Below are 25,928 nucleotides of genomic sequence, written 5' to 3'. Positions count from 1 at the left end.
AGATTGCTAAAGCTCAACCGTTTTGGGTTCAACACCTTTTTTATTCATGACCCTTATCGCAACGGGTGTGATTTCGAGCACAATATAACTGGGATCATCTGGACCTTTAAACCAGTTTTCCATATAATCAGTCCATAACTCCTGTTTAAGATGTTCATCATCGCTTAAAGAGACTTTTCCTTCGTACTCCACGTAATCATCACCAAATCCGTCACCCTCGTAGCCCAGCAAAATATGTGTATAAGGATTCGCCTTAATTTCCTCTGTTTTGTGTGTTTCAGAGCTTGTTGCTGTGTAAAGTGTTAAACCTTTGCGAATAAATGTCATATAGCGCGAGTGCGGTTTATTCTGTTTAATAGTTGCCATCGTACCAACGGCACTGTCATCGATTATTTTTTCTGCGGTTTCTTTTATGTCCTGCTGGCTCATGTGAGCACTCCTTCCAGTATCAACATTATTAAATGATTTCAGCCTATCCAGAGCTGTTACCTATAGGTTTTCACTTAAGCGCAATCCTATACATCTGTATTAACAGCCTGTGAACGGAAATCCTACAAAAAACGCAAATATTACGAAGGGAGGATGCAGCTATGAAACTGCTTCTGATTGCAGGGAGCATTGTTTTGCCCGTCGTTATGTACGTAACACAAAAATACTGGGGCGGGCTCTTGTTTCTGTTTAATCTGGCAGGGCTTCTGGCCGCCATTATATTTGTTGATATCGCTTCACTGGCGATTCATGACATTATAAAAAATGGCACCGTCATGATGACAGATATTCATGCGATTTTTTTAAATCCCTGGTTTTTGATCACCGGTGCCTACTTAGGGGTATACGCTATTTTTTGGCTGCTGTTAGCAGTTATTGACGATTAAGCAGTAATCTGCTGTTCAGTGACAACAAACCATTTGTCACTCCGGTTCATACAGTACAACAGGAGTGATATTTATGGATTCAGCCTGGGCTTTTCTGCAGGAAATGATCCAGCTTTATGTAATTGGGATCATCGGCTTTACAGTTCGGAAAACAGGGATATTGAATCAGGCAACGGATCATGTTTTAACGCAGCTCATATTATATGTCACCCTTCCTGCTTTGATTTTATTCTCCCTGGCTATACCTTTCTCGTATGCTTTGATTAATGAATTTCTTTTACTGTTGGGGATGTCAGCTTATATCCTGCTGGTGGCTGTGTGTCTGGCCAGATGGATGCGGCGGCACTCCGATCTGTCAGCCCGCAAAGGAAGTGTTTATGAAGGTCTGATCATATTTGGCAATCAAGGCTATATTGGTTTTGCGGTGATATTTGCAGTCTTCGGGGAAGAAGGGATTGTTTATTTAACACTGTTTAATATCATTTATTTTATCCTCATATGGACATATGGTATTTACTTATTCACAAAGGACAAAAAGCAGGTGAACTGGAGAAGGCTCGTACGCAACCCGGGTATACTCGCTACGCTAACCGGCCTGCTGGTTTTGCTGCTTCCAGTCAGCTGGCCCGGCTTCATAGCCAGCACATTGGAAAGTGTCGGAAAAACGACCGTACCCTTGTCGATGATTTTGATTGGCAGCTTAATCGCCGGCATAACGTATCGCGACATTGCCTTTATGGTGAAAGATAAATATCTCTGGCTGGCAGGGGCGGCAAAACTGCTCATTATTCCGCTGCTTTTACTGCCATTCAGCCTGTTTTCGGTTCCGTTTTCGCTGCTTCTGGTAGCTGTTCTCACAGCTGGTATGCCTTCTGCTCCCACGATGTCGCTTTATGCACAAAAATTCGCGGCAGATGCCCATTTTGCCTCAATTGGGGTAATGATCTCCAGTATGTTCAGTATCATCACAATTCCGCTGTTATATGCCGTCGTTCATGTCATTTATATGTAATCCAGATTTATACGAGAAAAGGAGACATAAGAGAAATGATTAATTCTAAAGCTGAGTGACGTTAACATGAGGGGGGGGAGAAGCAACGGTGAGACCCCAGAGTGCGAGCACGAGGAGGCTCATCAGCTCTCCTCGGCACGCTGCTGCTGCAAATGCATGTCACCATCTGTGATCGCATAAACTTTATCGCAATATTCAAGCAGCCGGGTGTCATGGGTCACGACAAGTGTTGTCTTATTGCGTTTCTGGCTTAAATCCTGCAGCATTTTCATCACGTCAAACGCCCGCTCGGAATCCAGCGAAGCGGTCGGTTCATCAGCCAAAAGGATGCTGGGATCTCCGTACAGGGCTTTGGCAATCGCAACACGCTGCTGTTCACCACCGGACAACTCAGAGGGATACTTGGTTCGCAGCGATTCAATTCCCAGTGACTGATAGACATCCAGCAAAGCCTCTTTAGAAAGATTATGTGACTTTACTTTATCCAGCAATTCCATTTGTTCATCAACTGTCAGGAAGGGGACCAGATTGGATGCCTGCAGGATAAAGCCGATTTCCTGCAGACGAATCTGTGATCGCTTCTTTTCTGTAAGCTGTGTTACGTTGCGTCCATTAATGGTCACTTCACCGTGACTGGGTGACTGCAGCCCGCCAGCGATTGTCAGAAAAGTACTTTTGCCGGATCCTGATGGGCCGATCACCACAATCAGTTCACCGCTTTCGGCTGTGAAATCAATCTGTTTCAAGGCCTCAACGACGGTACGGCCTGAGCCAAAAACTTTATCGACGTTATGCATTTCGAGTGCTGGCATCTTTTAACCTCCTATCGCTTGCAATGGATTTATTTTGGCAATTGTCCGGACTGAAATAAAAGTACCGACTATTGATACGGCAATCAAAACCATTCCGTAAAGCAGCATGGTTAAATAATCAAATTGGATCGGGACGGCGGACGGTAAAAAGAATCCGGTCACAATTGTCAGCAGAAAACCGGTCACAACCCCGGCCAGCGCGAGTTGAGACGTCTGGATTATGACGGAATTGGCCAAGTACCGGCCAGGAATGCCTTGGGCTTTCATAACCCCGAACATACTGATTTTCTGAATCGTCAGGACGTATAGGAAAATAGCTAAAATGACAGCACAGATAATAAATAGAAAATAAATCATAAAGGTGAGCGTCAGATTTTGTGCCGTATAGCCTGGAAGATTCTCAATGAACGTTGGGATACCCACAACTTCCAGTGCGTCATCTGCAACTGAAACATCGTCTAAATGATCGTCACGAACAACAAAACCGTTAACCGGCATACCCTGGCTGTCGCGAACTTCTCCTGAACGCACGTGCTGCATTGTTCCAAAGTCTGTGTATAAAGCCGGTGCTGCATTAAAGCGGGCATTATCAGTCAAGCCTGTAATTGTCAGGGTCTCGTCGGATGATGATATGTTTAGTTCATCGCCAATCGAAAATCCTTCATCCAGTAATGAGTCATCCGCAATTACCTCGCCTTCTTTTGCAAACGCTTTGCCTTTAGTAACGTCAGGTGCAATAAAGGCGTCCTGCTGAAGACCAAGGAGCGAGACATTGGATTTATGATCCCCGTCACTGGCAATCGCACTTAGCTGACCTATTGCCGCTGATTCATCAAACATATCACTGCTGATAGTATCTTCGTTCATTGTGGAACGGGGAAGTCGTTTATCAGATTCCTTTGTCAGGACGATGCCATCTGCGTCCCATTTGTCAACAGCCTCCCGATTTAACTGCTCCAGCCCATTGGCGAGTCCCGATAAAACGAACACGAGATACGAGACAAGTACCAGAATCCCCATTATCAGGGCGTAGCGCAGTTTGTTATACTTAATTTCCTTCCATGCTAAGAACATGAAACCTCCCCCTTGCTTAAAATCAGATTCATTTATCATTTGATAAGCGAATCATACAAAAAGTCATACTCAGATCATTTATAAAGAAGTGCCTATAAACATATCATAATGCTGAGTACTTATCAATTGATAAACTGCTGCTAAGTTTAAAACACGCTAGTCGATGCTGGTTTAGTCAGGCTTTTGTGTCCCATGTAATATGAGGTCAACAAGCGAGGCATACCTGCCGGTCAGAGAATCCGACTCCTTGGATCCGCCTGCTGACATGTCTTGCCCGACGGTTAATAAACAGAAACGTGCAGCTGCATCAGGCGTGATCGTATCTCTTAATAAGTTATCCAGTTTCATCTCTTCAAATATACGAACGAATGGTTCTAAATATGTTTGCTTCCAGAGGAAATAAATATAGCGCTGATTATCCTCGCTGAATTCTACAAAAATATCATGAATCATCATCATGATGCTTGTCGGATGCTCCTCTGACAATACTTCAAGCATGGTTTCTAAGCGTTTAGCCGTTGTTTCTTCAGAAATGGCTTCCAATTTTGACTGGATACTCGAAACAAACATCTCAAGCATCGCAATGTACAAGGTCTGTTTGTTGGGATAATGATAGTACAGTGCAGGCTGTGATATGCCGCATTTGGCAGCAATATCCCGTGTTGTCACAGCGCGATAGCCTTTTTCCATGAATAACTGCTGGGCAGCGTTTAATATTTGCTCATTTGTCTGTTGTAATGTTTCATGTTTCGTCTGTGAACGTTTCATAAATGACTCCCTTTTATCATTGTAGTTTAATGACAGGTGACAAAATACTGTTTAACACGTATAACGGTTTAGTTTATTATAGCATGTTTCTGCTTCATGTGACCGCAGTCTCCAGTTATGCTATGATTATTTAGAGAATGTTTATCTCAAAATTCAAGCAGCAGTTCTTTCTGTGATCGTTTTAGTATGGCCTTATAATGAATTGTCATATTATCGTTGCAAAATAGACAATTCTTTTCATCAAATTTTAACACAGACCTTGTATGATAAAAGATGGGAACCATTAAAATGGCTAAACTGTTCAGATTGATTATAGCAATTACATAAGTGAACAGCACGTTTTTCAAGAGCGTTAGTTCAGGATAGAAAGAGGGATGAACATGGGTGGAATTGATGCCGATACGATGTTGATTGCAGGTATGCTTCTGGCGGCAGGGGCCGGCGCGTTGTCATTTTTATCGCCCTGTGTGCTGCCAATTTTCCCTGCGTATATGTCTTATATCACGGGTATTAGTGTCAAAGAACTGCAAGGCGAGAAGAATGCCAAAATCCGCCGCCAGCTATTAATGCACGCGTTATTCTTTTTATTGGCCGTCTCACTGGTTTTCCTCAGTCTGGGTGCTGGCGCATCCTTTTTGGGGGAATGGATCAAAAACTTATTAATGGGTGATTCCGGCCTGTTCATACAGCGCATCGCAGGGATTTTCATTATCGTTATGGGATTGTTTGTGGCAGGGTGGATTAACATTCCAGCCCTAATGAAAGAAAAGCGATTCCAATATTCGAAAAAAAGCGTTGGTTATGCAGGAACATTTTTTGTTGGTCTTGGCTTTGCTGCGGGCTGGACACCGTGTATAGGTCCGATTTTTGCATCGATTCTGCTTCTGGCTGCAAGTAATCCAGGTCAGGGCATTTTTTACACAATTATGTATGTCATCGGATTTTCACTGCCGTTTCTCGTGTTGACCTTCTTCCTGGGATCGACGAAGTGGATTGTCCGGCACAGTGGTATTATCATGAAAATAGGCGGCGCTATTATGATTATCATGGGCTTAATCCTATTCTTTGGTCTAATGCCGCGTATTACCCAGTTTTTGCTTGAACTGGTAGAAGGTACATGGTTATCACAATTAGGATAATTTGGAGGAGTCATCAATGAAAAAAGCCGTACTGATTGTGCTGATAGCAGGCATGGCAAGCTGGGCTGTCTATGACTTTGTCAGTCCAGCTGCGGATACAGCTGATAAAGAAGAGGATACCGGCGAATCTTCCAGCGGCGAGACTGCTGGTGATGAGTCTGATGAAGGTGGACTGTCCAAAGGTGATCTGGCACCTGACTTCGAGCTGAAGACCCTGAAGGGAGATGCGGTCCGCCTTTCCGATTATCAGGGCGAGCGTGTTATCGTTAATTTCTGGGCAAGCTGGTGTGCACCGTGCCGGGATGAGATACCTGACCTGCAAAAACTTTATGATAATAAAGATGTCGAAATTTTAGCCGTAAATTTGACGCGTTCGGAAGAGAGTCAAGAAAAAGTTCGTGACTTTGTTGATAATTATGAGATGAGCTTCCCGAAACCGATGGACAAAGATGGCGATGTTGCCGAGAAATATAAAGTTCGCGCTTATCCGACATCTTATATGATTAATTCAGATGGCCGTATCCAATTCAAGGTCAGAGGTCCAATGCCATATGATGTCATGACTGAAGAATTAGCCAAGATTGAGTGAATCGACTAATACAGGGAATGCTGCCAATTATTCAGGGAGGATAAGATATGAATATACTGCTATTAGGGGCAACTGGACGCGTGGGATCAGAACTGCTTCAGAGAGCACTCGATGATGGTCACGAGGTTGTGGCACTGGTCCGGTCACAGGCGAAATTAAACGCAGCCAGTCCGCATTTATATACGATACAAGGCGATGTGCTTCAGAGCGCTGATTTGGAAAGGGCTATGAGAGCCATTCCTGTCGATAGCGTCGTGAGCGCCCTGGGAACTGATAAAAATAATACGCTGTCGCGCGTGACACCATCATTGATCAGCCTTATGGATAAACATGCGGTGAGACGGATTATAACGGTCGGCACAGCCGGTATCTTGAACAGCAGGAACGATCCAGGGTTATACCGCTTTCAGGCAAATGAATCCAAACGCAAAACAACAACCGCGGCTGAGGATCATCTGGCTGCCTATCGTCATGTTAAGGCGTCCGATCTTGATTGGACGATCGTCTGCCCGACCTATTTACCTGCGGGCGATGAATACGGCAACTACCGTGTTCGAAAAAACTGGCTGCCTGAAGACGGACAAAAAATTACAGTACCAGATGCAGCGGCGTTTGTTTATTCGCAAATTGCCAGTTCCGAGTATAGTCAAAGCCGCGCAGGCATTGCTTATTAATGTCATGACGCAGTCGCACATAGAAAGTATGCCCCTTAAGCAGCGTGAAACTTTTCTCTCGATGCCTAAGGGGTATTTGTCATGGTGTTACGCGTGCTCATTGCTCATATACCAGTCATGTGTCTGTTTGACTTAACTCTTATTTGTAAAATAGCATGTAATTATGATAACTTTTATATGAAATTATATTTTGTGGAAGTATGTATATCATTGTACCTTGTTTATTATGGATAGTACCGGGCATAATAACTATAAAGCTAAAATGGAGGCAATAATGTGAAAATTGTAGTAGCAGGGGGAGACGGCTTTTGTGGATGGCCGACTGCTTTATACTTATCAAAGCAGGGCCATGATATTGCTGTTATTGATAATATGGTGAGAAGAGAGATGGATAACGAACTTCATTCCAATTCGCTTACACCTATTGCTTCACTTGAAGATCGTGTGGCCAAATGGAAGGAAATGACTGGTAATGACATCCGAACGTATAAGGGCGATTTGACCCATTATGACTTTTTACGGGAGGTTCTCTTGACTGAGAAGCCTGATGCGTTTGTGCATTTTGCTGAACAGCGCTCGGCTCCCTACTCCATGATTGATCGCGAGCATGCCGTATATACACAGACTAATAATGTGACAGGAACGCTGAACGTTTTGTATGGCATCAAGGAGATCGTACCGGATTGCCATTTAATTAAGCTTGGCACAATGGGAGAATATGGAACGCCGAACATCCCGATTGAAGAAGGCTACATTGAGATTGAGCATAAAGGCAGAAAAGATACGCTGCCATATCCAAAGCAGCCGGGATCTTTTTATCACCTTTCCAAAGTGCATGACAGTCACAATATTACCTTTGCCTGTAAAATCTGGGGTATCCGGGCGACCGATTTGAATCAGGGTGTTGTGTACGGCCTTGACACTGACGAAACGAAAATGGATCCGCTTCTTACTAACCGTTTGGATTATGACGCTGTTTTCGGCACGGCCTTTAATCGCTTTATCATACAGGCGGCTGCCGGCCATGATTTGACGGTTTACGGAAAAGGGGGACAGACACGCGGCTTTTTAAACATTAAGGACACGGTTCGCTGTATTGAGATTGCCGCAGAAAACCCCGCTGACAGAGGCGAGTTTCAGGTGTTCAACCAATTCACGGAAGAATTTTCTGTTAGTGAACTAGCTGAAAAAGTGCAGAAAGTCGCTCAGGAAGAGGGTCTCAAACCAAATGTGGCTCATCTTGACAATCCGCGGGTTGAAGAGGAGGAACATTTCTTTGAGGCGGCTAATACGAAATTGAAAGATCTCGGTCTTGAACCGCATTTGCTGGATGATGACGTGGTCAGGGAAATACTCCGTACAGTCATGCAGCATGAAAACCGCGTTATTCAGAAAAATATTATGCCGCAAGTATCCTGGAAATAACGTAGCATTCCAACATTAATGCCTATGCCGCACTGATACAAAAGGCGATCGGCATCTGTATCGTTTTGCCGTCCGTTACTTGCGGGATCAAAATATAGTTGATAAAGACTTGCTTTTGGCAAATTGTTGTATGAAAGAGGAAGTGTCGTAATTGAAAATTGCTATTATAACTGAAACATTCGTGCCCTCCACCGATGGCGTGGTCACGCGTTTAAAAGCGTGCATTCGTTATTTTCAGAAACAGGGACATGACGTCCAGGTTATCGCACCTGATCTTGGCGTCTATGAATTCGAGGGAGTCGAGATCAAGGGTGTTCCGGCCAGGACACTTCTTCTCTATCGCTCGAAGAAATTTGCACTTCCCACTAAACAAGTGAAAGGACTGCTTGAGGCGTATGATCCTGACGTCGTTCATGTTGTCAATCCGGCGCTGGTTGGCATGTCCGGTGTTCATTATGCCAAAAAACTTGGCTATCCTTTGATCGCCTCTTTCCATACGCAAGTTCCCAAATATGCGGATTACTACCACGTTCCAATGTTCAAAGGTCTTCTGTGGTGGTACTTTCGCAAGCTTCATAATAAGGCAGATTTAAACCTATGCACCTCTGAGACAGTAAAAGAGGAGCTGCTTGAGCAGAATATTCACAATGTGCATGTATGGAAACGTGGCGTGGATACAGAACTGCTTCGTCCCGATAAGTATGATAAAGACATGCGGGATAGGCTCTCGAATGGGAATCCTGATAAAACACTGCTTCTGTTTGTAGGCCGTCTTGCTCCAGAGAAGGAAATTGAAAAAATTAAATCGGTTCTGGATGCCTCCGATGAGTTTGTACTGGCCATTGCGGGTGATGGCCCGCACCGGAAATCGCTTGAGAAGCATTTTACAGGAACAAACACAGTATTCACTGGCTTTTTGCATGGTGAAGAGCTTGCTAAAGCCTATGCGTCCTCGGATGTGTTTGTCTTTCCATCGACTTCTGAAACACTTGGGCTCGTTATTACGGAAGCGATGGCTTCAGGACTGCCGCTTGTTGCTGCGAAAAGCGGCCCGACCTGTGAACAGATTGCGGATAACCGCACCGGACTGCTTTATGATAAGGATAAACCTCATGATTTTACCAATACGGTCTTGCGTTTTGCAGATGAGACATTGCGAAAGCGCCTTGCTAAAAATGCGCGCAGCGATATAGCAGAAATGGGCTGGGAGGCTCAGTCGAAGCAGGTACTTGATTACTATAAGGCAATCGCCGGAATAGAGGGCGTGACGTTAAAGCAAGATAATTCGGATCACTCCAGCTTGTAAATGGTAAGTAGAAGGCAGCAGTGAATGAACCGCTTGATAAGTGACCAGCAGTACGTTTAAGCTTCTGCCATCCGTCCACATTTGCAGGCGTAAACTTACAAGAGGAATAATGAAGAGGAATGCTCATGGCACAGCAAAAACAAAAGAAAGGTCCCAAGCAATTTCTGCAGTTTGGTACTGTTGGCATTGCGAATGCAGCTATTGATATCGGGGCATTGAATTTATTACTGATTTTATTTCATACAGACGTTAAATGGTTGCTGTTAGTGTATAACACCATAGCTTATATGCTGGCTATAGCTAACAGTTATTACTGGAATGCCCGGTTCACATTTAAGCATTCAGCTGAAGGAAGCAACCGCCAGCGTATACTGTTTATCGTTCAGGGGCTGGTCAGTCTTGTTGTGAGTAACCTCGTGTTTCTTGGTGCTAATGAACTGCTGCAGCTCATCGATACTAATAATTGGCTGCGCTATAATGTTTCCAAAGGCTTAGCTATGTTTCTTTCATTTTTGGCAAGTTTTTTTATGGTGAAATATTTTGTTTTCAAGGATTACGGCAAACATTAAGGGAGTCACAGGGCAAAAGATCAGGAATGCAGACGGCATTTCTGGTTTTTTATTATCACTTAGTCAGCTTATCTAAGCATAACTGTTATTTATAAACCTTTGTCATTATATACAGAAATGTAGTAACATTACTAATAGACTATACATAAAGGGGTGTTGACTATGACAGAGGATGGTGTTTCGTTCCAGCGACATGAAAACGGCGTTGCCACAATCACGCTTAATCAGCCTGAAACATTGAACGCGTTAACGCTTGATATGCTTATACCTATGCGTGACAAACTGCGGAAATGGCGGGATGACGATACGATCAAGCTTGTTCTTCTGGAAGGAGCGGGATCAAAAGGCTTCAGTTCAGGTGGTGATATGAAGACACTCTATCAAGCCATCAATCAGTCTGAGGCATTAGAAGAAGCCGAGCGTTTTTTCGAAGTGGAGTATAAGACCGATGAATTAGTGGCTTCTTTCCCTAAACAGATTGTTGTGTGTATGGATGGCGTCGTGATGGGAGGCGGCGTCGGGTTGAGCTATGGTGCCAGTCACCGGATTGTGACTGAAAAGACAAAATGGGCCATGCCTGAGATGAACCTTGGCTTCTTCCCTGACGTAGGTGCTGCTTATTTTCTGAATCAAGCACCTGGCTATACCGGCCGTTATCTCGCATTGACAGCCCAGGTGCTCAGGGCGGCTGATGTTTTGTATATAAACGCTGCTGATTATATGATAGCAAGTGATAAGCTTGATGATCTTAAGCACGCTATAGCAGTCACTAATTGGCACCGGCCAAACCGGGATGAAATTCTGGACAATCTTTTGCAGTCTTATTCCATGCAGCCTGAGCAGCCTGCCACTTTGGCTGAATTGCAAACCGAAATCGATGCCCATTTCGCGTTTGAGTCCGTCGAGACGATTGTTGCTGCCTTAGATCAGGCAGATACACCATTTGCACGCGAAACAATGGATACGATGTTAAGCAAATCACCTGTGTCGCTGAAAGTAGCCCTCGCACAGCTGATAAAGGGCGAAACGAATGACTTGCGCGGCTGTCTGGAAGTGGACCGCACGCTAGCGAGAAACTTTATGCAGCATAATGATTTTTTCGAGGGTGTTCGTTCGGTTCTCATTGATAAAGATCAAGCGCCGCAATATGATTACCGGCAGCTGTCTGATGTGTCCGATGAACTGGTTAACAGCTTTTTTCAGAATCACTAGGATAGAACAAAACGAGTCAAAGACGTATGCCATTTGAAATAAGCGGACAGATCTAGGTAAGACCCCCGGAATGGGGTCTCACCAGCCGCCTGCGGAAAGCGATGTTTATTTCCGGAGCGATTAGACAGGCAAGCGTCATTTTGGCTGTTTGTACCTGCTCGTCCCTTACGCACGAAGCCAATTTCTGGCGTCTTCCAATTCTTCTAACGGGTACTGGTTCAATTCGACACTGGGAATGAGCTTTTGAATCGTTTCGTCAATACCAGTGAACGTCTCATCAGCTACGATCGCGCTCTTGTTGATGCTATTCAGATAAAGAACAATCTTGAGTGCTTCCATGACTGCTTTTGGTGTATTGCCGTCGATGTTCTTAAAAATAAATAGGATATTGACCGGTTCCTCTTGCAGTGTTTTTGCTTTCAGTGCATCCTTGAATTTCTGCAAGTCCTCTTGAGTTGCTGTTTTCTGAGTCGTGATTTCAAGCAGCTCACCCTGTTCTTCGCCGTTCGCTTCTAACATAGTAGACATCCTTTCATGCGTCTTACTTATTCTTAAGTATTATTGGATAAAAACGATCAGTCCATACAAAATCTTTTCATTTCTTGCGTTTGCTATGCCGCATACCACGCATGGCAATAAAAAAAGGCTGCCATCATCAGGCAGTCTTTTTCGCAAATTTATTGTTTCTTCAATTCGTGTGCCCAGATAACGCCTTCGGGCTCCCATACTTCACCTTCGTGAATTGAATTGATGGCGTCTTTATATTCTTCCAGGCTGCTATAGCCTTCCTGTTTTGCTTCTTCATCGGTTATGGTTTTAAGTTTTTGCGGATAAATATTAGCCACAACGAAGGTTTGTCCGTTCAGCACCAATTCGTCTCCTGGATCGGCATAACGGTCATTTCGCCGTTCTGACGTCTTATCGCCATCTATGATTTTCTGGATATCGTTTTGACGTGTGACCAGCTTGTTAATATCATATTTTTCCGGCCAGTCTTGTTTGTTTTCATAAACCATGCGTCACCCACTCCTTTAATAAGATCTACACATCAGTATAGCACGTAAAAATGAACACCATGTGAACAGTATTTTACATTTTTTATTCATATTCGCAGATATATTTTGTCTAATTACTTATACGTAATTCCCTTTTAAGGCTTTTCTTAAACATTTGAACGAAATAAATGAGACTGCTCCAAATTGTGGCAGCAGTCTCATCAAATTCAACGATTGTGCGCTGTGTTTTTATTCCTTGTCACGAAATGTCTCGTTATCTTCACTGAATTCTGTGGCATAATTGGTGTTATAATTGTAATCATCACCCTCGATTGGGGCAAACAATGATGGCAGGCAGAGTACGCCGCCGATCCCAACTAGCGTATATACCACTCTTGACAGTGCCGCATCTTGTCCACCGAAGAGGGCTGCTACTAAGTCAAATTGAAACAAACCAATAAGCAGCCAGTTAATCGCACCGACGATGATGAGTGCTAAGGAAATGCGTTTAACTGTTTCCATTTTTTTCCTCCTAACATGAGTCAGGTTATATTGTGAGCCAAATGAAAATGCGAGCAAAAATTTGTCCAGTGCAGTGCACTTAAGCTTATTGTTTGAAATGGTGCCTTATATTATGCATTGGGTAACAATTGTCAAGGTGTTTTGGTTTATAGAGGCATCGTTATAGTTGAACTTTTAATTTTATCAAAACAAGCTAACTTGACAATAAATTTTAAACCTTTAGAATTATGTTTAGCCATGTTTATTAAGTATTTTCTAAATAAAATTAACAAATTATTTAGCATAGCATGTAATAATTTGGTTCCTTTCAGCGTTTTGCCGGGGGAAGAAACAAATTGAAGGAGGACGTTTAATTTATGCGTAAAATATTAGGTACTGTCATTGTTGGATGTATTTCGGGGATATTACTGTTAGCAAATTCTGCTGTACAAGCAGATGCAAACCAAAGTTACCCGGGAGATTTTGAAATTCTTTCTCATAATGTTTATATGATGTCACAAGCTATATACCCTAATTGGGGTCAAAATCAAAGAGCGGAACTTATTTCTGACGCTGATTATGTGCAAAACCATGATGTCATTATATTTAATGAACTGTTTGATAATGAAGCATCTGGAATATTGCTGGATGGTATTAGGAAACAATATCCTTACCAAACACCAGTGTTAGGAAGAAGTACCAAAGGCTGGGATGAAACAACAGGCAATTATTCTCATGCTGCTTCAGAAGATGGCGGCGTTTCGATTGTAAGTAAATGGCCGATTGCTGAACAAATCCAGCATGTGTTTAAAGATGGATGCGGTGTCGAAGCATTAAGTAATAAAGGATTTATATATATTAAAATTATGAAAAATAATGAGCCATATCATGTCATTGGCACACATGTTCAGTCAACAGACGAAACCTTATGCTCACAGGGGGAGCCGGCAAAAATAAGGGCATCTCAAATGAACGAAATAAAAAGTTTTATCAGTAAAAAACATATACCGGAAGATGAAGTAGTGTTCATAGGCGGTGACTTAAATGCTATGAAGCAGACAAATGAATATGGTGCAATGCTGCAGAATTTGAATGTTAGTGAACCGGATAATTATAAAGGATTTAATGCTACATGGGATCCGACATCCAATTCTATAGCCAATGAAAATTATCCAGATCTTAATGGGCAGCATTTAGATTATGTGTTTATTGAAAGAAATCATGCACAGCCGAATCACTGGGAGATAGAAACTAAAAAGGTGAAGTCTCCAGTTTGGTCGGTTACTTCGTGGGGACAAACTTACAAGTATAACGACTACTCAGACCACTACCCAGTTATTGGCACAACTAAATCATCTGAGTGATTGATTATGTTAAGCAAAACCGGCTGATACTTTTGAGAAGTACAGCCGGTTGCTCATTTACAACATTAAACGACAGCATGACTGGATTCTTATAAAATGGGCGACAGCAGACGTGAAACAGATTCTTTTAATTTCACCATCATTGGACGCTTATGATACTCCTCTAATGTCAGTTCTTTCGCGAGATGAATATCCTGTTCAAAAACCCGCCGTAATTCGGTGGACGCTGCTTGATCATATAAAAAAGCGTTCACTTCAAAGTTAAGCCGGAAGCTTCGGATATCAAAATTTGCTGTACCTACTGATGACATCGTATCATCTGCCACCAGTGTTTTTGCATGGATAAACCCATTTTCGTAAACATAAACTCTGGCACCTGCTTTCAGCAGATCACCGACATTGGACATGGTGGCCCAGTAAACAAACATATGATCTGGTTTATCTGGTATCATAATCCTTACATCTATCCCAGATAAAGAGGCAATTTCCACCGCATTCAATAACGCTTCACTCGGAATAAAGTAGGGCGTCTGCAGATAAACATATTCTTTGGCCGAAAGAATCATTTTCACATAGCCGTTCCGGATTTGCTGCCATTCCGTATCAGGACCGCTCGCCACAATCTGTGCACCAACATTTCCAGCCTCTGGGGTGTCAGGGAAATAACGCTCCTGATAAATGAAAGGATGCCGTTTGGAAGCTTGATTCCAGTCCAGAATAAAACGTGTCTGCAGGGCATGGACAACTTGCCCTTGTGTTCTTAGATGGGTATCCCGCCAGTAGCCAAACTTATCATTCAGACCGAGATATTCATCTCCCACATTAAACCCGCCAATATAGCCGATCCCGCCATCAATAATGGCTAGTTTTCGGTGGTTACGGTAATTAAGGTGCAAATGCGGGAAAAAGACGGCCACCAGGCCACCAGCTTGTTTCAGGTCACTGAAAAAGTTAGCTGATAAGCCTCTTGATCCCATGTAATCATAGAGAATACGCACATCAATGCCCTGTCTGGCTTTTTCCGTTAAGGCACTGAGCAATTCTTTTCCTAAACCATCTTCGTGAATAATATAATATTGTATATGGATATGATCAGTGGCATGCTTAATATCTGCCAATAGAGCATTAAATTTTTCCCGGCCATCAGTGTAGATGGTCACCGCATTATCCTGGGTGAGAATAGCGCCACTGTTGACAAGATGCATATAAATATTATCTTTGTAAGCTGCACTGTCCTCGTTTTTAAACGGAAAGGAACCATTCTTGATAGCTTCAGTCTGTTCAGTAATCCGGTTTGTGATGCCCATTTTTTCCTCATCAGGCCAGTAAAACAGGTGTTTGCGGGAAAAATTCTGGTTGAAAATAAGATAAAGAATAAATCCGATCACTGGAAGGAACATCAAAACCATTAGCCAAGCCCAAGTGGAATTTGGGTTTTGACGCTCGAAAAATATAACGACAATTGCAAAGATAATATTGACAATAAAGATACCGCTTATAATAAAGGATGTAATATCCACTTCAGCCTCCTCAATAGCAATCAACTGGGACGATAGGTTCATTTACCAAACAAAGTTCGAATAACCCGATTAAATCGCTCCGGAAGTATATGTCGTTGCGCTGGCGACTCCGAGGTCTTATCTATGTCGCTGCCGCCGCAGGGATCTCCATATATATCACAAGTTTAATACATTCAGCCTGAATTGAACAGGTTAAGTTTTTTAAGCTTAACGCCGTACAGGCAAAAAAGGACCCCAACCATTAGAGTTATTCTAATACTTGGGGTGTCAGGGCACTCATTGGATAAGGGCACTGTTCAGTTGTGGTCAATGCGACTGGTTTATTCGGCTGTTTCGCCGCCATCTACAGGCAGGTTTACGCCGGTAATATAGGCTGCTTTATCGGAGCATAGAAATACAGCAGCATTCGCCTGATCTTCTGGTGTCCCCATATGTCCAATTGGTATGGATGCTTCAAATTCTTTAGCCTGTTCAGGTGATTCACTGGACCAGGAGTCAACACTTGCTGTACGTGTCATGCCTGGACAAATTGAGTTCACACGAACACCTTCTTTGCCGGATTCAAGTGCAACTGTTTTGGTGAGGCCGTTGACGCCCCATTTTGCAGAGGTGTAGGCTGCGAGTCCGGGAGTTCCAGCTAGTCCGCCAGTAGAAGCTGTGTTGACAATGGCACCTTTCCCCGATTTTTTCATAGCGGCAACTTCATATTTCAGGCTGTAATACATGCCATCGAGTGTAACACTCATAGCTTTTCGCCAATTTTTGGCTTCTGTCTCGGTAACGGGTGCTGTAGGGGCACCGATCCCAGCATTGTTGTGGGCCCAGTCAAGGCTTCCATAAGTATTAACGGCTGTATCGATAAGGTTTTCGACTTCGGTTTCTTCAGCGACATTGCATTTAACAAACATTGCTTCGCCGCCATCTTCTTTAATCAGACGTACCGTTTCGTTGCCGGCGTCCTCGTCAAGATCCGATACAACTACTTTTGCCCCTTCTTTGGCAAAGGCAAGCGCACTGGCTCGTCCAATTCCTGCTCCGCCGGCGGTAATAACACCAACTTTGTTTTCCATTAATTTTTCCATGCTTATAACCTCCTTACGCCATCATACGAACATATGCGTTTTGTTTGTTATGGCGATTTGTTACTTTTAATGAAATCCGTTACATCATCTTTATTCCGGATTATATTCACACAATTCATCGTCTATTGTGTTAATCCACCTTTAATATGCATCTGAATCCAAGTTGTTGTCAAACATTTTGACATTAAAATATTTGAGGCAAATAATGATGGGACAGTGGCGAATTGCAAGAGGCTGGTTTCCCATTACTGACAGTCAGTCATACGGCCATTTGAGTACGCTGGCGATATTCTTAGATGTTGCTTCCAAGGATGTCTCTCCATTTCGTAATGTCTGCTGTAAGGGTTGGCCGGGTTCGTTAACAATACTGAATATGGCGTCTATCCCGTGTTTCAGGACGTCTTCATAGTCAGTTCCTAAAGTGCCGCACAGCGCGATGACGGGCACATGATAATGTTTAGCAGCTTGCGCGACGCCGACTGGGGTTTTCCCATAGATCGTCTGCCTGTCGATTTTCCCTTCGCCTGTTATCACTAAATCTGCATGCTTAACCCGTTCATAGAAGCGCGTTTCTTCAAGCACAATCTGAATGCCGGGTTCTAGTGCGGCGTTTAAGAAAGCCAATAAACTGGCCCCTAATCCACCGGCGGCTCCAGCACCTGGTACAGCCTTCACATTGTGTCCGGTTACGCTGGCAAGCACGTTATGGTAATGGTTTAATGCTTGATCCAGTGTTGCCACCGAGATATCATCTGCACCTTTTTGCGGGCCATATACAGCACTAGCGCCTGTTGGCCCTAAGAGAGGGTTATCCACGTCACAGGCAACAGAGATATGCGTGCTCTGAAGTCTGGCATCAATATGGGTCACATCAATATCTGCAAGTTCAAGCAGTGGGCTGGCTCCGTGCTTTAATGGCTGTGCCTGCTCGTCATAGAAACGACCGCCGAGTGCTTGTATCATGCCAGCCCCGCCATCATTGGTGGCGCTGCCCCCAATACCGAGAATAATTTTGCTGACGCCATGATTGAGGGCAGCCTTGATAAGCTCGCCGGTGCCATAGGTTGTGGTAACCAGAGGATTGCGCTGGTTTTCAGGCACGAGATGCAGACCAGATGCTTCGGCCATTTCGATAATAGCTGTTGACTGGTCACCAGAAATGGCATACGTTGCTGTGACGGCATCGCCAAGTGGTCCGGTGACGAATGTCTCATAAATGCGGCCGCCGAGTGCATCAGCCAATGACTGCATCGTTCCTTCGCCTCCATCGGCCATGGGAAGCGAATCGAACTTCCAGGTATCAGGGACAATCGAGCGGAACCCTCTGATAATAGCCTCTGATGCCTGTTGTGCTGTCATGCTCTCTTTGAATGAGTCAGGTGCTATTAAAATTTGTTTGTTTAACATAGTTATCAACTCCATTTTACAAAGCCACTGGAGGTCAGTGAAGAACGATTACTCCTGTGTAGGAGACGGGAAAACGATCTGAGGATCCACCTCACCTTTAGTTGTTATTATAGAATAAATAACTAGTTGACGCCAGGTGGTAAGCCCCTTTTAGCGATTAAGCCATGTCTGGTGTCTAATAGTGTAAGCGCGTTTTTATCAGTGTCTGTCTGTCCAAACATGTTATAATATCTAAGTGTTTGGCTAATGAGAGATATAGGAGGACAAGACAATGAGACCCATTATTATTGATACAGATCCCGGAATTGATGATGTTGTAGCCATCACAACGGCACTATTTTCCGAGAAGCTCGATGTTAGATTGCTAAGCACGGTTGGAGGCAATGTTGGCATTGAGAATACGACAAAGAATACGATTGACCTGGTAACGTTTTTAGGAGAAGACACCCCTATTGCCAAAGGGGCCAGCGAGCCGCTTCTCGGTGAGACCAGAACAGCGTCAACAGTGCACGGCGCGAGTGGAATAGGCACATATCAATTCAATGTCGAAGGAAACAAGTCTCTATTAACAAAAGTAAATGCGATTGAAGAATTGCACAATCGTATTATCAACGCTCACGAACCTGTCACGCTTGTCGCAATAGGGCCGCTGACGAACATAGCTTTATTATTCAAGGCATTTCCGGAGGTTAAGGCCAATATTGAGCAAGTCGTGTTAATGGGAGGAGCTGTCGAAGGCGGTAATGCGACACCGGTTGCAGAGTTTAATATTTATGCTGATCCGCATGCCGCTAAAATTGTATTTGATTCAGATGTTGAGGTCGTGATGTGCGGACTTGATGGCACCAGCAAGACCAGCGTGTCTGCAGCTGATTTGGAAAAGGTGAGACATCAGGGCGCTGTCGGCGAAATGATGTATGAGATGCTCGTACATCTTAAAAAAGGTGGCGGTTATACGGATGAAGCCATTGCGATACATGACATGTGCACGATTATGTATTTAACACATCCGGAATTATTTACGACGAAACGCGCTAAAGTCAATGTCGCGACTGAGGGGCCAGCAGCTGGCTGCACGGTAACGCATTTCCAGGAAGATGGTAACGTCTCTGTCTGCGTCGATACGGATACAGAAACATTCAGAGAGGAATTCTTAAAGGTGTTTGCGGATTAAAACTGTGGGCAAAACAGCTTCCGCTTGCTCGTCACGGGCGGAAGTTGTTTTGAGCGCAGACGCATTTCAGGCTGCATTAGCCTTTTAATGAGAAAGTTCGTTTACTGGTTACGTGAAAATGTGTTGAGAGTTTTATAAAAGTTTTGACATCACTTAATAGAATTAATATAGTTATGATAGTTCTATTAAATTGAAGAAGGGGGGGATATTTAAATGACCCTTATTAATATCAAAAGCGTCCGGACAGGTGATGTTTTAGAAAATGACCTTTACCGGGAAGACGCTCTGGTTGTCAAGAAAGGGAACAGTCTGTCCCGTAATGTTATTTCAAAATTAAAGGAATGGGGCGTCACCTCGGTTGATGTGAGACAATATGATAGTCAAACGCCTCCTGCAGATACCAAAAAGCACATAACCCCTCCTCATGTTCTCTCATTAAAACAACAATTTTTCCAGGATTTAATGTCCATTGGCCATGAATATCGGTATGGTCTTGCCCTTCCTGATACTAAAGATTATCAATGGCTAGAAGGTTTATTCGTCAAGTTCATGTCAAACAGCCGTGTCCGTCAGCTTATGGAGCATTTGCGGCGTGTTGATGAAGACACCTACCAGCACTCTTTTGATGTTTTCATTCTGGGAGCCATGTTTGCCAGAAGAAGGGGGCTCAGCGATATCGAGAATTTCGCTCTTGGCTGCCTGTTGCATGATATTGGAAAACTCGAAATCCCAAGCACCATTCTCAATAAAGAAGCCAAACTGACAGCCTCCGAATATGAAGAAGTCAAGCGTCATCCATTACATGGCTATCAAATACTGAAACGCCATCATTTCGACGAGGATATTGCTGTGCTGGCGAGATCTCATCATGAGCGTATGGATGGCAGTGGTTATCCGGATGGGTTAACAGCTGAAGCATTTACGGAAGCGCTGAAGCTTATTCATATTGCTGATGTTTATTCCGCTTTGACGTTAAACCGTCCCTATCGAGAGGCATTTGGTGCCGCATCTGCTGTAACGATGATTCTTCGAGAATGTCCGGCAATTGAGGACAAATACTTCTACCAATTCTTCAGTATGCTGACTATTTTCCCCGTCAAATCAATTGTTAAATTAACAAACGGTGTCCAGGCCCGGGTGATTGGTGTCAGCGATGAAGCCCCTACTTTTCCCAAATTACAGAATCTCGATAGCACTAGTAAGGTTGCTATACCCTTGAATCGGGCCATTGATATTGAGCACATCATTCAATTAGCTCCTGTTAGTGACTGACCCACGCATGTCATATCCATTTTTAAGTTACCTTACAGCGCTTTGACATCAATTGTACGGAGGAAATTGACGAATGCGCGAACGATATTCAGCTGGAGTGAATCATCATGGTAGTACATCCAGGTTTTTCGTGTAATGGCCTCACCTGACGGATAATGCAGCGGTGTCGTTATAATATCTGTATGTTCACGGACGACAAGGTTTGCAAGTATTGCGTAGCCAAGCCCGTTAATAATCATTTCTTTACACGTTTCCACCTGATTCACCTGAATGTTGATATTAGGATGCTGCTTATAATTTTTGTACCACCAGTTATCGATGATCGCCCACATTTTTTCGTCCGTATTATAGTCAATGCGGGGCAGTTGAGGAAGGGTGCTCCAGGTGAATTCCCAAGGGGAGGCAATGCAGATATCTTCCTCATAGAGCAGTTCTTTATGGTCCTTCCAGCTGTAATCACCTTTAATAAATCCAATATGAACATCATGGTTTAAAAGCCTGCGGTACATTTCACTGCTCCAGCCGGTAATTACCTGGAATTCAACATTTGGATACTTCTGTTTAAACAGGCGCAGTAATTTGGGCATTTTATTGAGGGCAAAAAAATTCGATACCCCAACTCTTAACGTACCGGCGACTTGCTGTTTCATATTGCTCAGTTTTTCCTCAATGTGTACCTGTTCAGAGAGCATTTTTCGCGCATGGCGGGCAAGCACTTCCCCTTCTGGTGTAAACGTTATGCCGCGTTGCTTTCGAATGATTAAAGTGACGCCGTAATAATCTTCGAGGCTTCGGATGCGTGATGTTAAGGTCGGCTGTGACAGAAACAGGCGCCGGGCAGCCTGTGTAATATTTTCGGTCGCGAAAAGCGCATCCAGTATTTCCCAATCCTGAAGTTTCATAGGACACATGATCCCCCTCATAAATCACTCAAAAAGCTGATATTGAAAAATTCTATGTCTGATGATTCAAATTATATATTTTTCTGATTGCTATTGCAACTTTATAATAGGCTTATAGACAGGTTAACAGGGCAATGTCCCGTTATTTTTTAAAAACGTGAAAGGGATTTCAATACGGAGGGGAGAAGGAGGAATAGGATGAAAACGGATGATACGTTTGTTCCAGGTCTGGAAGGTGTTGTTGCATCGGAAACAGGGATTTCTCTTTTGGATACCGAACAGGAAAAAATCATTATCAGGGGTTATGATTTAATTGATCTGTCAAAACGGAAGACGTATGCAGATCTGATTTATCTATTGCTGGAGGGAATCCTGCCAGCAGATGCTGAGCGGCAGGCGGTTGAGGAGCAATTGAAGAGTCATTATGAACTTCCCGCCGCGGTCATGGATATTTTGAAATTATTGCCGGAAGGTACTCATCCAATGGACGGACAGCGTACAGCCCTGTCGGCGCTGGCAGGCTATGACGAAGCGCTTGATGACCGTTCACTGGAAGCGAATAAACAAAGAGCCTATCGCATTTTAGGGCAGCTGCCCGCAATTACGGTCAACAGTTACCGCATTCTTAATAACCAGGATCCGGTTGAACCAGATACGGCACTTCCGTACAGTGCCAACTTTTTATACATGATCACGGGTAAGAAGCCGACCGAACTCGAAGCTCAAATTTTTGATCGCTCCCTTTTACTGTACAGTGAGCACGAGATGCCGAACTCGACCTTCACCTCACGTGTTATAGCATCCACTCACTCAGATATGTACGGTGCCTTGTCAGGGGCTGTTGCGTCGCTTAAAGGGGATTTGCATGGCGGTGCTAATGAAGCGGTTATGCACATGCTGGAGCAGGCCCAGTCGGCTAATGACTTCGTTGATATGTTAAAAAACAAACTGGCAAATAAAGAAAAAGTTATGGGCTTCGGGCACCGGGTTTACATGAAGAAAATGGATCCAAGAGCAAAGATGATGAAAGAATCACTAAAGCAGCTCTGTGATTTGCATGGTGATTCAAGCTTGCTCGAGATGTGTGAAGCAGGGGAAAAACTTATGGCTGAGGAAAAAGGCTTGTATCCAAACCTTGATTACTATGCAGCACCGGTTTACTGGATGCTCGGGGTTCCGATTCCGCTTTACACGCCGATTTTTTTCAGTTCCAGGACAGCTGGACTGTGCGCTCATATCATTGAACAGCATGACAACAATCGTCTATTCCGGCCAAGAGTCAAATATACTGGCGACCGGAATTTATAAAAAAACAGAGAATACGATTATAAAGCCAGGTTAGACGCATACGGCATCAGGTGCGATCACTGCCTGGTTCGGAAAGGACGGAAGCTGCGAATGGTTAAAGTAGAGGACAAGAAGACGACGGATGCTATCCTGGAAGATATTACGGATTATGTGCTGAATCAGGATATTACAAGTGAGGAGGCTTTTTCGACCGCTCATTATACGTTTCTTGATGCATTGGGATGCGGCATCTTAGGGTTAAGCTACCCGGAATGCACGAAACTTCTGGGCCCGATTGTTCCTGGCACTGTTGTTCCTAATGGGACTCGGGTGCCGGGGACACCGCACGTGCTGGACCCGGTTCAGGGTGCTTTTAATATTGGCACCATGATTCGCTGGCTTGATTATAACGATACATGGCTGGCTGCTGAGTGGGGGCATCCATCCGACAATCTGGGCGGTATTTTAGCTGCTGCGGATTACGTGAGTCAAGAGCGTCTCGCAAAAGGCCAGAACCCTATTGAAGTTAAGGAAGTACTGGAAATGATGATCAAGGCACATGAGATTCAGGGCATCCTTGCACTGGAAAACAGCCTGAACCGTGTCGGGCTTGATCACGTTCTGTATGTTAAAGTTGCCACAACAGCTGTTGTCACTAAACTGCTGGGCGGCGGACGCACCGAAATTATGAATGCCTTGTCCAATGCGTGGATCGATAATGCCAGTCTTAGGACATACCGGCATGCGCCGAATGCCGGATCTCGGAAATCCTGGGCTGCTGGAGATGCTACAAGCCGGGGTGTTCGCTTGGCGTTAATGGCTCTCAGTGGTGAAATGGGCTACGAGACCCCATTAAGTGCTCCGGGATGGGGTTTTCAGGATGTTTTGTTCAACCAGCAGGAACTGACACTCAGCGAGCCACTGGGCAGCTATGTGATGGAGAATGTCCTGTTTAAAGTATCTTATCCAGCTGAATTTCATGCACAGACTGCCGCAGAAGCTGCGGTCCAGCTTCATTCACAAGTGAAAGATCATCTGGATGAGATTGACAAGATCACGATCACGACACATGAATCAGCCATCCGCATTATTGATAAGCAGGGCCCGCTCTATAATCCGGCAGATCGTGATCATTGTATCCAGTACATCACGGCTGTAGCTTTGATGAAAGGCGGCGTTACAGCCGAAGATTATGAGGAAGAGGCGGCTGCTGATCCAATTATTGATGAACTGCGCGGGAAAATGGTGCTTGAGGAAAACGAAGCTTATACGAAAGATTATCTGGATCCAGCTAAACGCTCAATCGCCAATGCAGTGCAGATCCATTTCACAGACGGAACCTCCACCGAAAATGTGGTGTATGAGTACCCATTGGGTCATCGGTTCCGCCGGGAAGAAGCAATGCCGCAGCTGCGTGAAAAATACATGCATAATCTGGGGACACAGTACGCGCCTAAACAGTTGGAAGCGATCGAAGAAGCAAGTTATAATTATGAGCGATTAGCGACTATGCCGGTCAATGAATTTGTGTCACTATTTGTATAATGAAAGCACAACAGGGGCTGGGACAAAACTTAAGTGATCAACCCTGAAAGTGAACAAAGCTCAAATTTAGCGAAGGAAATATACGTCGACTCCTGCGGGAGCAAAGGATAGGTGAGACCCCACAGTGCGAAGCACGAGGAGGCTCACCAGCCGCCCGCGGAGAAGATGTTTATTTCCGGAGCGGGATTATGGCTCTAACTATTTATGCCAGTTGTTCGGCTTTTAATTGATAAAAATACTTTTGACCCAACTCCAACTCCAAATACATTTAGTGATGGAACGGTTTTGGAGAAAGGAGACTTTTGAAAATGGTATGGATAGTTGATCAGTCTGCAACACAGGAAACATTAGCCAATCAGTTTAAGGAACTGATCAAACAGGATACAATCTTGCAAATGCCCGGTGCCCATGATGCAATGGCCGCACTGGTCGCGAAAAAGACGGGCTTTTCAGCCTTGTACTTATCAGGCGGGGCCTATACAGCAAGTATCGGCATGCCTGATTTAGGGATAACGACTTCAACCGAAATGGCGGACCGGGCCAAAGAGCTTGTCCGGGCGGCAAATCTGCCAGTTCTGGTTGATATTGATACCGGATTTGGCGGTGTCTTGAATGTTGCCCGGACAGCGGTGGAAATGATAGAAGCCAAGGTAGCGGCCGTACAGATTGAAGACCAGCAGCTCCCGAAAAAGTGTGGGCATTTGAACGGGAAACAGCTTGTTGCGAAAGAAGAACTGGCACAAAAGATTAAAGCGATCAAAAAAGTGGCGCCGTCACTCGTTGTGGTTGCCCGGACAGATGCCAAAGCAATTGAAGGCATTGATGCAGCCGTTGAGCGTGCACAATTCTATGTCGATGCAGGCGCTGATGCTATTTTTCCTGAAGCGATGCAGACAGAAGAGGAATTTCGCCTATTTGCGGAGAAATTGGATGCACCGCTCCTTGCCAACATGACGGAATTTGGCAAAACACCTTATTTCACAGCTCAGGCATTTCAGGACATGGGCTTCAGTATGGTGATTTATCCGGTCACGTCCTTAAGAGTCGCTGCGAAAGCCTATGAGCGGATCTTTCAGATGATTATGGACGAGGGCACTCAGAAGAATGGGCTGGACGATATGCAGACACGAGAAGAATTGTACGAGATTAATTCTCTGTCTGAATTCGAAGAGCTGGACGGTAATATTGCCAAAACTGTGCTGGATGATGACGAGTAACTGAGATTGATATACAGCTAAGCGGATGCTGCGGGATAAAACCACAGCATCTTTTTTTAGTTTTAATGCTGAATGCAGTATATAGGTTTGAATCACTATCCCCCTGAATTTTATAAATGGCGTTCTTTTTACCATAGCAATTAAATATTATAGAAGTAACTATTTATGAGGAATCAACCTTACCTGGTAACTATTAATGATAATGCT

General features: G+C 44.2%; 26 protein-coding genes. 15 read left to right on the top strand and 11 right to left on the bottom strand.

Annotated features, from left to right (window positions below):
• Positions 1-6: 6 nt before the first annotated feature.
• Positions 7-429, bottom strand: a complete 423-nt coding sequence (locus ACZ444_RS11375; protein WP_382357873.1) for a pyridoxamine 5'-phosphate oxidase family protein — start codon at positions 427-429, stop codon at positions 7-9.
• A gap of 161 nt (positions 430-590) precedes the next feature.
• On the opposite strand from ACZ444_RS11375, the gene ACZ444_RS11370 reads away from it, so the two are divergent.
• On the top strand, positions 591-875 hold the full coding sequence (locus tag ACZ444_RS11370; RefSeq protein ID WP_382357872.1) for a transposase: 285 nt from the start codon (positions 591-593) through the stop codon (positions 873-875).
• Positions 876-948: 73 nt separating this feature from the next.
• On the top strand, positions 949-1,887 hold the full coding sequence (locus tag ACZ444_RS11365) for an AEC family transporter (RefSeq protein ID WP_382357871.1): 939 nt from the start codon (positions 949-951) through the stop codon (positions 1,885-1,887).
• Between the two features lie 122 nt (positions 1,888-2,009).
• Here the strand turns inward: ACZ444_RS11365 and ACZ444_RS11360 are convergent, their stop codons facing one another.
• The 3 genes from ACZ444_RS11360 to ACZ444_RS11350 all read right to left on the bottom strand — a co-directional run bounded on the left by ACZ444_RS11360 (position 2,010) and on the right by ACZ444_RS11350 (position 4,541).
• Complete coding sequence (locus tag ACZ444_RS11360) at positions 2,010-2,699, bottom strand: ABC transporter ATP-binding protein (RefSeq protein ID WP_382357870.1); 690 nt, start codon at positions 2,697-2,699, stop codon at positions 2,010-2,012.
• A gap of 3 nt (positions 2,700-2,702) precedes the next feature.
• Positions 2,703-3,773 carry an ABC transporter permease gene (locus tag ACZ444_RS11355; protein ID WP_382357869.1) on the bottom strand — a complete coding sequence of 357 codons (1,071 nt, stop codon included), beginning with the start codon at positions 3,771-3,773 and terminating at the stop codon, positions 2,703-2,705.
• Between the two features lie 171 nt (positions 3,774-3,944).
• Positions 3,945-4,541: a TetR/AcrR family transcriptional regulator gene (locus ACZ444_RS11350; RefSeq protein WP_382357868.1), complete on the bottom strand. Its 597-nt coding sequence runs from the start codon at positions 4,539-4,541 to the stop codon at positions 3,945-3,947.
• 380 nt (positions 4,542-4,921) lie between these two features.
• Between ACZ444_RS11350 and ACZ444_RS11345 the strand changes: the two genes are divergently transcribed.
• The 7 genes from ACZ444_RS11345 (at position 4,922) to ACZ444_RS11315 (ending at position 11,455) form a co-directional block, all read left to right on the top strand.
• A complete protein-coding gene (locus tag ACZ444_RS11345; protein WP_382357867.1) occupies positions 4,922-5,680 on the top strand; it encodes a cytochrome c biogenesis CcdA family protein in 759 nt (252 codons plus the stop codon).
• 16 nt (positions 5,681-5,696) lie between these two features.
• Positions 5,697-6,269, top strand: coding sequence for a TlpA family protein disulfide reductase (locus ACZ444_RS11340; protein ID WP_382357866.1), 573 nt, complete (start codon positions 5,697-5,699; stop codon positions 6,267-6,269).
• Positions 6,270-6,316: 47 nt separating this feature from the next.
• Positions 6,317-6,943, top strand: a complete 627-nt coding sequence (locus ACZ444_RS11335) for an NAD(P)-dependent oxidoreductase (protein ID WP_382357865.1) — start codon at positions 6,317-6,319, stop codon at positions 6,941-6,943.
• A 276-nt stretch (positions 6,944-7,219) separates the two neighbouring features.
• Positions 7,220-8,368, top strand: a complete 1,149-nt coding sequence (locus ACZ444_RS11330) for an NAD-dependent epimerase/dehydratase family protein (protein ID WP_382357864.1) — start codon at positions 7,220-7,222, stop codon at positions 8,366-8,368.
• Positions 8,369-8,519: 151 nt separating this feature from the next.
• The gene (locus tag ACZ444_RS11325; RefSeq protein WP_382357863.1) at positions 8,520-9,674 is read left to right on the top strand and encodes a glycosyltransferase family 4 protein; all 1,155 of its coding nucleotides are present in this window, start codon (positions 8,520-8,522) and stop codon (positions 9,672-9,674) included.
• A 125-nt stretch (positions 9,675-9,799) separates the two neighbouring features.
• Positions 9,800-10,243, top strand: coding sequence for a GtrA family protein (locus ACZ444_RS11320; protein WP_382357862.1), 444 nt, complete (start codon positions 9,800-9,802; stop codon positions 10,241-10,243).
• 162 nt (positions 10,244-10,405) lie between these two features.
• Positions 10,406-11,455, top strand: a complete 1,050-nt coding sequence (locus ACZ444_RS11315) for an enoyl-CoA hydratase/isomerase family protein (protein WP_382357861.1) — start codon at positions 10,406-10,408, stop codon at positions 11,453-11,455.
• Between the two features lie 165 nt (positions 11,456-11,620).
• Here the strand turns inward: ACZ444_RS11315 and ACZ444_RS11310 are convergent, their stop codons facing one another.
• The 3 genes from ACZ444_RS11310 to ACZ444_RS11300 form a co-directional block, all read right to left on the bottom strand.
• Positions 11,621-11,974: a SpoIIAA family protein gene (locus tag ACZ444_RS11310; RefSeq protein ID WP_382357860.1), complete on the bottom strand. Its 354-nt coding sequence runs from the start codon at positions 11,972-11,974 to the stop codon at positions 11,621-11,623.
• Between the two features lie 158 nt (positions 11,975-12,132).
• Complete coding sequence (locus ACZ444_RS11305) at positions 12,133-12,471, bottom strand: ASCH domain-containing protein (RefSeq protein WP_382357859.1); 339 nt, start codon at positions 12,469-12,471, stop codon at positions 12,133-12,135.
• A 228-nt stretch (positions 12,472-12,699) separates the two neighbouring features.
• Positions 12,700-12,972 (bottom strand): DUF378 domain-containing protein, encoded by a 273-nt coding sequence (locus ACZ444_RS11300; protein WP_382357858.1) that lies wholly within the window; start codon positions 12,970-12,972, stop codon positions 12,700-12,702.
• A gap of 356 nt (positions 12,973-13,328) precedes the next feature.
• Between ACZ444_RS11300 and sph the strand changes: the two genes are divergently transcribed.
• Positions 13,329-14,315: a sphingomyelin phosphodiesterase gene (sph, locus tag ACZ444_RS11295; protein WP_382357857.1), complete on the top strand. Its 987-nt coding sequence runs from the start codon at positions 13,329-13,331 to the stop codon at positions 14,313-14,315.
• Positions 14,316-14,404: 89 nt separating this feature from the next.
• Here the strand turns inward: sph and cls are convergent, their stop codons facing one another.
• The 3 genes from cls to ACZ444_RS11280 form a co-directional block, all read right to left on the bottom strand.
• Positions 14,405-15,877: a cardiolipin synthase gene (gene cls, locus ACZ444_RS11290; protein ID WP_382357856.1), complete on the bottom strand. Its 1,473-nt coding sequence runs from the start codon at positions 15,875-15,877 to the stop codon at positions 14,405-14,407.
• A 278-nt stretch (positions 15,878-16,155) separates the two neighbouring features.
• Positions 16,156-16,917 carry a glucose 1-dehydrogenase gene (locus tag ACZ444_RS11285; protein WP_382357855.1) on the bottom strand — a complete coding sequence of 254 codons (762 nt, stop codon included), beginning with the start codon at positions 16,915-16,917 and terminating at the stop codon, positions 16,156-16,158.
• A 255-nt stretch (positions 16,918-17,172) separates the two neighbouring features.
• Positions 17,173-18,324, bottom strand: coding sequence for a glycerate kinase (locus ACZ444_RS11280; RefSeq protein ID WP_382357854.1), 1,152 nt, complete (start codon positions 18,322-18,324; stop codon positions 17,173-17,175).
• A gap of 271 nt (positions 18,325-18,595) precedes the next feature.
• On the opposite strand from ACZ444_RS11280, the gene ACZ444_RS11275 reads away from it, so the two are divergent.
• A complete protein-coding gene (locus tag ACZ444_RS11275) occupies positions 18,596-19,498 on the top strand; it encodes a nucleoside hydrolase (RefSeq protein ID WP_382357853.1) in 903 nt (300 codons plus the stop codon).
• Between the two features lie 213 nt (positions 19,499-19,711).
• The gene (locus ACZ444_RS11270) at positions 19,712-20,770 is read left to right on the top strand and encodes an HD-GYP domain-containing protein (protein ID WP_382357852.1); all 1,059 of its coding nucleotides are present in this window, start codon (positions 19,712-19,714) and stop codon (positions 20,768-20,770) included.
• A 32-nt stretch (positions 20,771-20,802) separates the two neighbouring features.
• On the opposite strand, the gene ACZ444_RS11265 is transcribed toward ACZ444_RS11270, so the two are convergent.
• On the bottom strand, positions 20,803-21,672 hold the full coding sequence (locus tag ACZ444_RS11265; protein WP_382357851.1) for a LysR family transcriptional regulator: 870 nt from the start codon (positions 21,670-21,672) through the stop codon (positions 20,803-20,805).
• Between the two features lie 198 nt (positions 21,673-21,870).
• Between ACZ444_RS11265 and mmgD the strand changes: the two genes are divergently transcribed.
• The 3 genes from mmgD to prpB all read left to right on the top strand — a co-directional run bounded on the left by mmgD (position 21,871) and on the right by prpB (position 25,721).
• Complete coding sequence (gene mmgD, locus ACZ444_RS11260; RefSeq protein WP_382357850.1) at positions 21,871-22,980, top strand: citrate synthase; 1,110 nt, start codon at positions 21,871-21,873, stop codon at positions 22,978-22,980.
• A 90-nt stretch (positions 22,981-23,070) separates the two neighbouring features.
• Positions 23,071-24,504, top strand: coding sequence for a bifunctional 2-methylcitrate dehydratase/aconitate hydratase (locus ACZ444_RS11255; protein ID WP_382357849.1), 1,434 nt, complete (start codon positions 23,071-23,073; stop codon positions 24,502-24,504).
• Between the two features lie 308 nt (positions 24,505-24,812).
• On the top strand, positions 24,813-25,721 hold the full coding sequence (prpB, locus tag ACZ444_RS11250) for a methylisocitrate lyase (RefSeq protein ID WP_382357848.1): 909 nt from the start codon (positions 24,813-24,815) through the stop codon (positions 25,719-25,721).
• Positions 25,722-25,928: the final 207 nt, after the last annotated feature.

It is taken from the genome of Lentibacillus kimchii (assembly GCF_055381965.1).
This window is presented reverse-complemented; position numbering and strand designations above follow the sequence as displayed.

What these genes read in the sequence shown, in the direction of transcription:
- ACZ444_RS11375 (WP_382357873.1), bottom strand. Translation starts at nt 429, where the DNA reads ATGAGCCAGCAGGACATAAAAGAAACCGCAGAAAAAATAATCGATGAC.
- ACZ444_RS11370 (WP_382357872.1), top strand. Translation starts at nt 591, where the DNA reads ATGAAACTGCTTCTGATTGCAGGGAGCATTGTTTTGCCCGTCGTTATG.
- ACZ444_RS11365 (WP_382357871.1), top strand. Translation starts at nt 949, where the DNA reads ATGGATTCAGCCTGGGCTTTTCTGCAGGAAATGATCCAGCTTTATGTA.
- ACZ444_RS11360 (WP_382357870.1), bottom strand. Translation starts at nt 2,699, where the DNA reads ATGCCAGCACTCGAAATGCATAACGTCGATAAAGTTTTTGGCTCAGGC.
- ACZ444_RS11355 (WP_382357869.1), bottom strand. Translation starts at nt 3,773, where the DNA reads ATGTTCTTAGCATGGAAGGAAATTAAGTATAACAAACTGCGCTACGCC.
- ACZ444_RS11350 (WP_382357868.1), bottom strand. Translation starts at nt 4,541, where the DNA reads ATGAAACGTTCACAGACGAAACATGAAACATTACAACAGACAAATGAG.
- ACZ444_RS11345 (WP_382357867.1), top strand. Translation starts at nt 4,922, where the DNA reads ATGGGTGGAATTGATGCCGATACGATGTTGATTGCAGGTATGCTTCTG.
- ACZ444_RS11340 (WP_382357866.1), top strand. Translation starts at nt 5,697, where the DNA reads ATGAAAAAAGCCGTACTGATTGTGCTGATAGCAGGCATGGCAAGCTGG.
- ACZ444_RS11335 (WP_382357865.1), top strand. Translation starts at nt 6,317, where the DNA reads ATGAATATACTGCTATTAGGGGCAACTGGACGCGTGGGATCAGAACTG.
- ACZ444_RS11320 (WP_382357862.1), top strand. Translation starts at nt 9,800, where the DNA reads ATGGCACAGCAAAAACAAAAGAAAGGTCCCAAGCAATTTCTGCAGTTT.
- ACZ444_RS11315 (WP_382357861.1), top strand. Translation starts at nt 10,406, where the DNA reads ATGACAGAGGATGGTGTTTCGTTCCAGCGACATGAAAACGGCGTTGCC.
- ACZ444_RS11310 (WP_382357860.1), bottom strand. Translation starts at nt 11,974, where the DNA reads ATGTTAGAAGCGAACGGCGAAGAACAGGGTGAGCTGCTTGAAATCACG.
- ACZ444_RS11305 (WP_382357859.1), bottom strand. Translation starts at nt 12,471, where the DNA reads ATGGTTTATGAAAACAAACAAGACTGGCCGGAAAAATATGATATTAAC.
- ACZ444_RS11300 (WP_382357858.1), bottom strand. Translation starts at nt 12,972, where the DNA reads ATGGAAACAGTTAAACGCATTTCCTTAGCACTCATCATCGTCGGTGCG.
- sph (WP_382357857.1), top strand. Translation starts at nt 13,329, where the DNA reads ATGCGTAAAATATTAGGTACTGTCATTGTTGGATGTATTTCGGGGATA.
- cls (WP_382357856.1), bottom strand. Translation starts at nt 15,877, where the DNA reads ATGAACCTATCGTCCCAGTTGATTGCTATTGAGGAGGCTGAAGTGGAT.
- ACZ444_RS11285 (WP_382357855.1), bottom strand. Translation starts at nt 16,917, where the DNA reads ATGGAAAAATTAATGGAAAACAAAGTTGGTGTTATTACCGCCGGCGGA.
- ACZ444_RS11280 (WP_382357854.1), bottom strand. Translation starts at nt 18,324, where the DNA reads ATGTTAAACAAACAAATTTTAATAGCACCTGACTCATTCAAAGAGAGC.
- ACZ444_RS11275 (WP_382357853.1), top strand. Translation starts at nt 18,596, where the DNA reads ATGAGACCCATTATTATTGATACAGATCCCGGAATTGATGATGTTGTA.
- ACZ444_RS11270 (WP_382357852.1), top strand. Translation starts at nt 19,712, where the DNA reads ATGACCCTTATTAATATCAAAAGCGTCCGGACAGGTGATGTTTTAGAA.
- ACZ444_RS11265 (WP_382357851.1), bottom strand. Translation starts at nt 21,672, where the DNA reads ATGAAACTTCAGGATTGGGAAATACTGGATGCGCTTTTCGCGACCGAA.
- mmgD (WP_382357850.1), top strand. Translation starts at nt 21,871, where the DNA reads ATGAAAACGGATGATACGTTTGTTCCAGGTCTGGAAGGTGTTGTTGCA.
- ACZ444_RS11255 (WP_382357849.1), top strand. Translation starts at nt 23,071, where the DNA reads ATGGTTAAAGTAGAGGACAAGAAGACGACGGATGCTATCCTGGAAGAT.
- prpB (WP_382357848.1), top strand. Translation starts at nt 24,813, where the DNA reads ATGGTATGGATAGTTGATCAGTCTGCAACACAGGAAACATTAGCCAAT.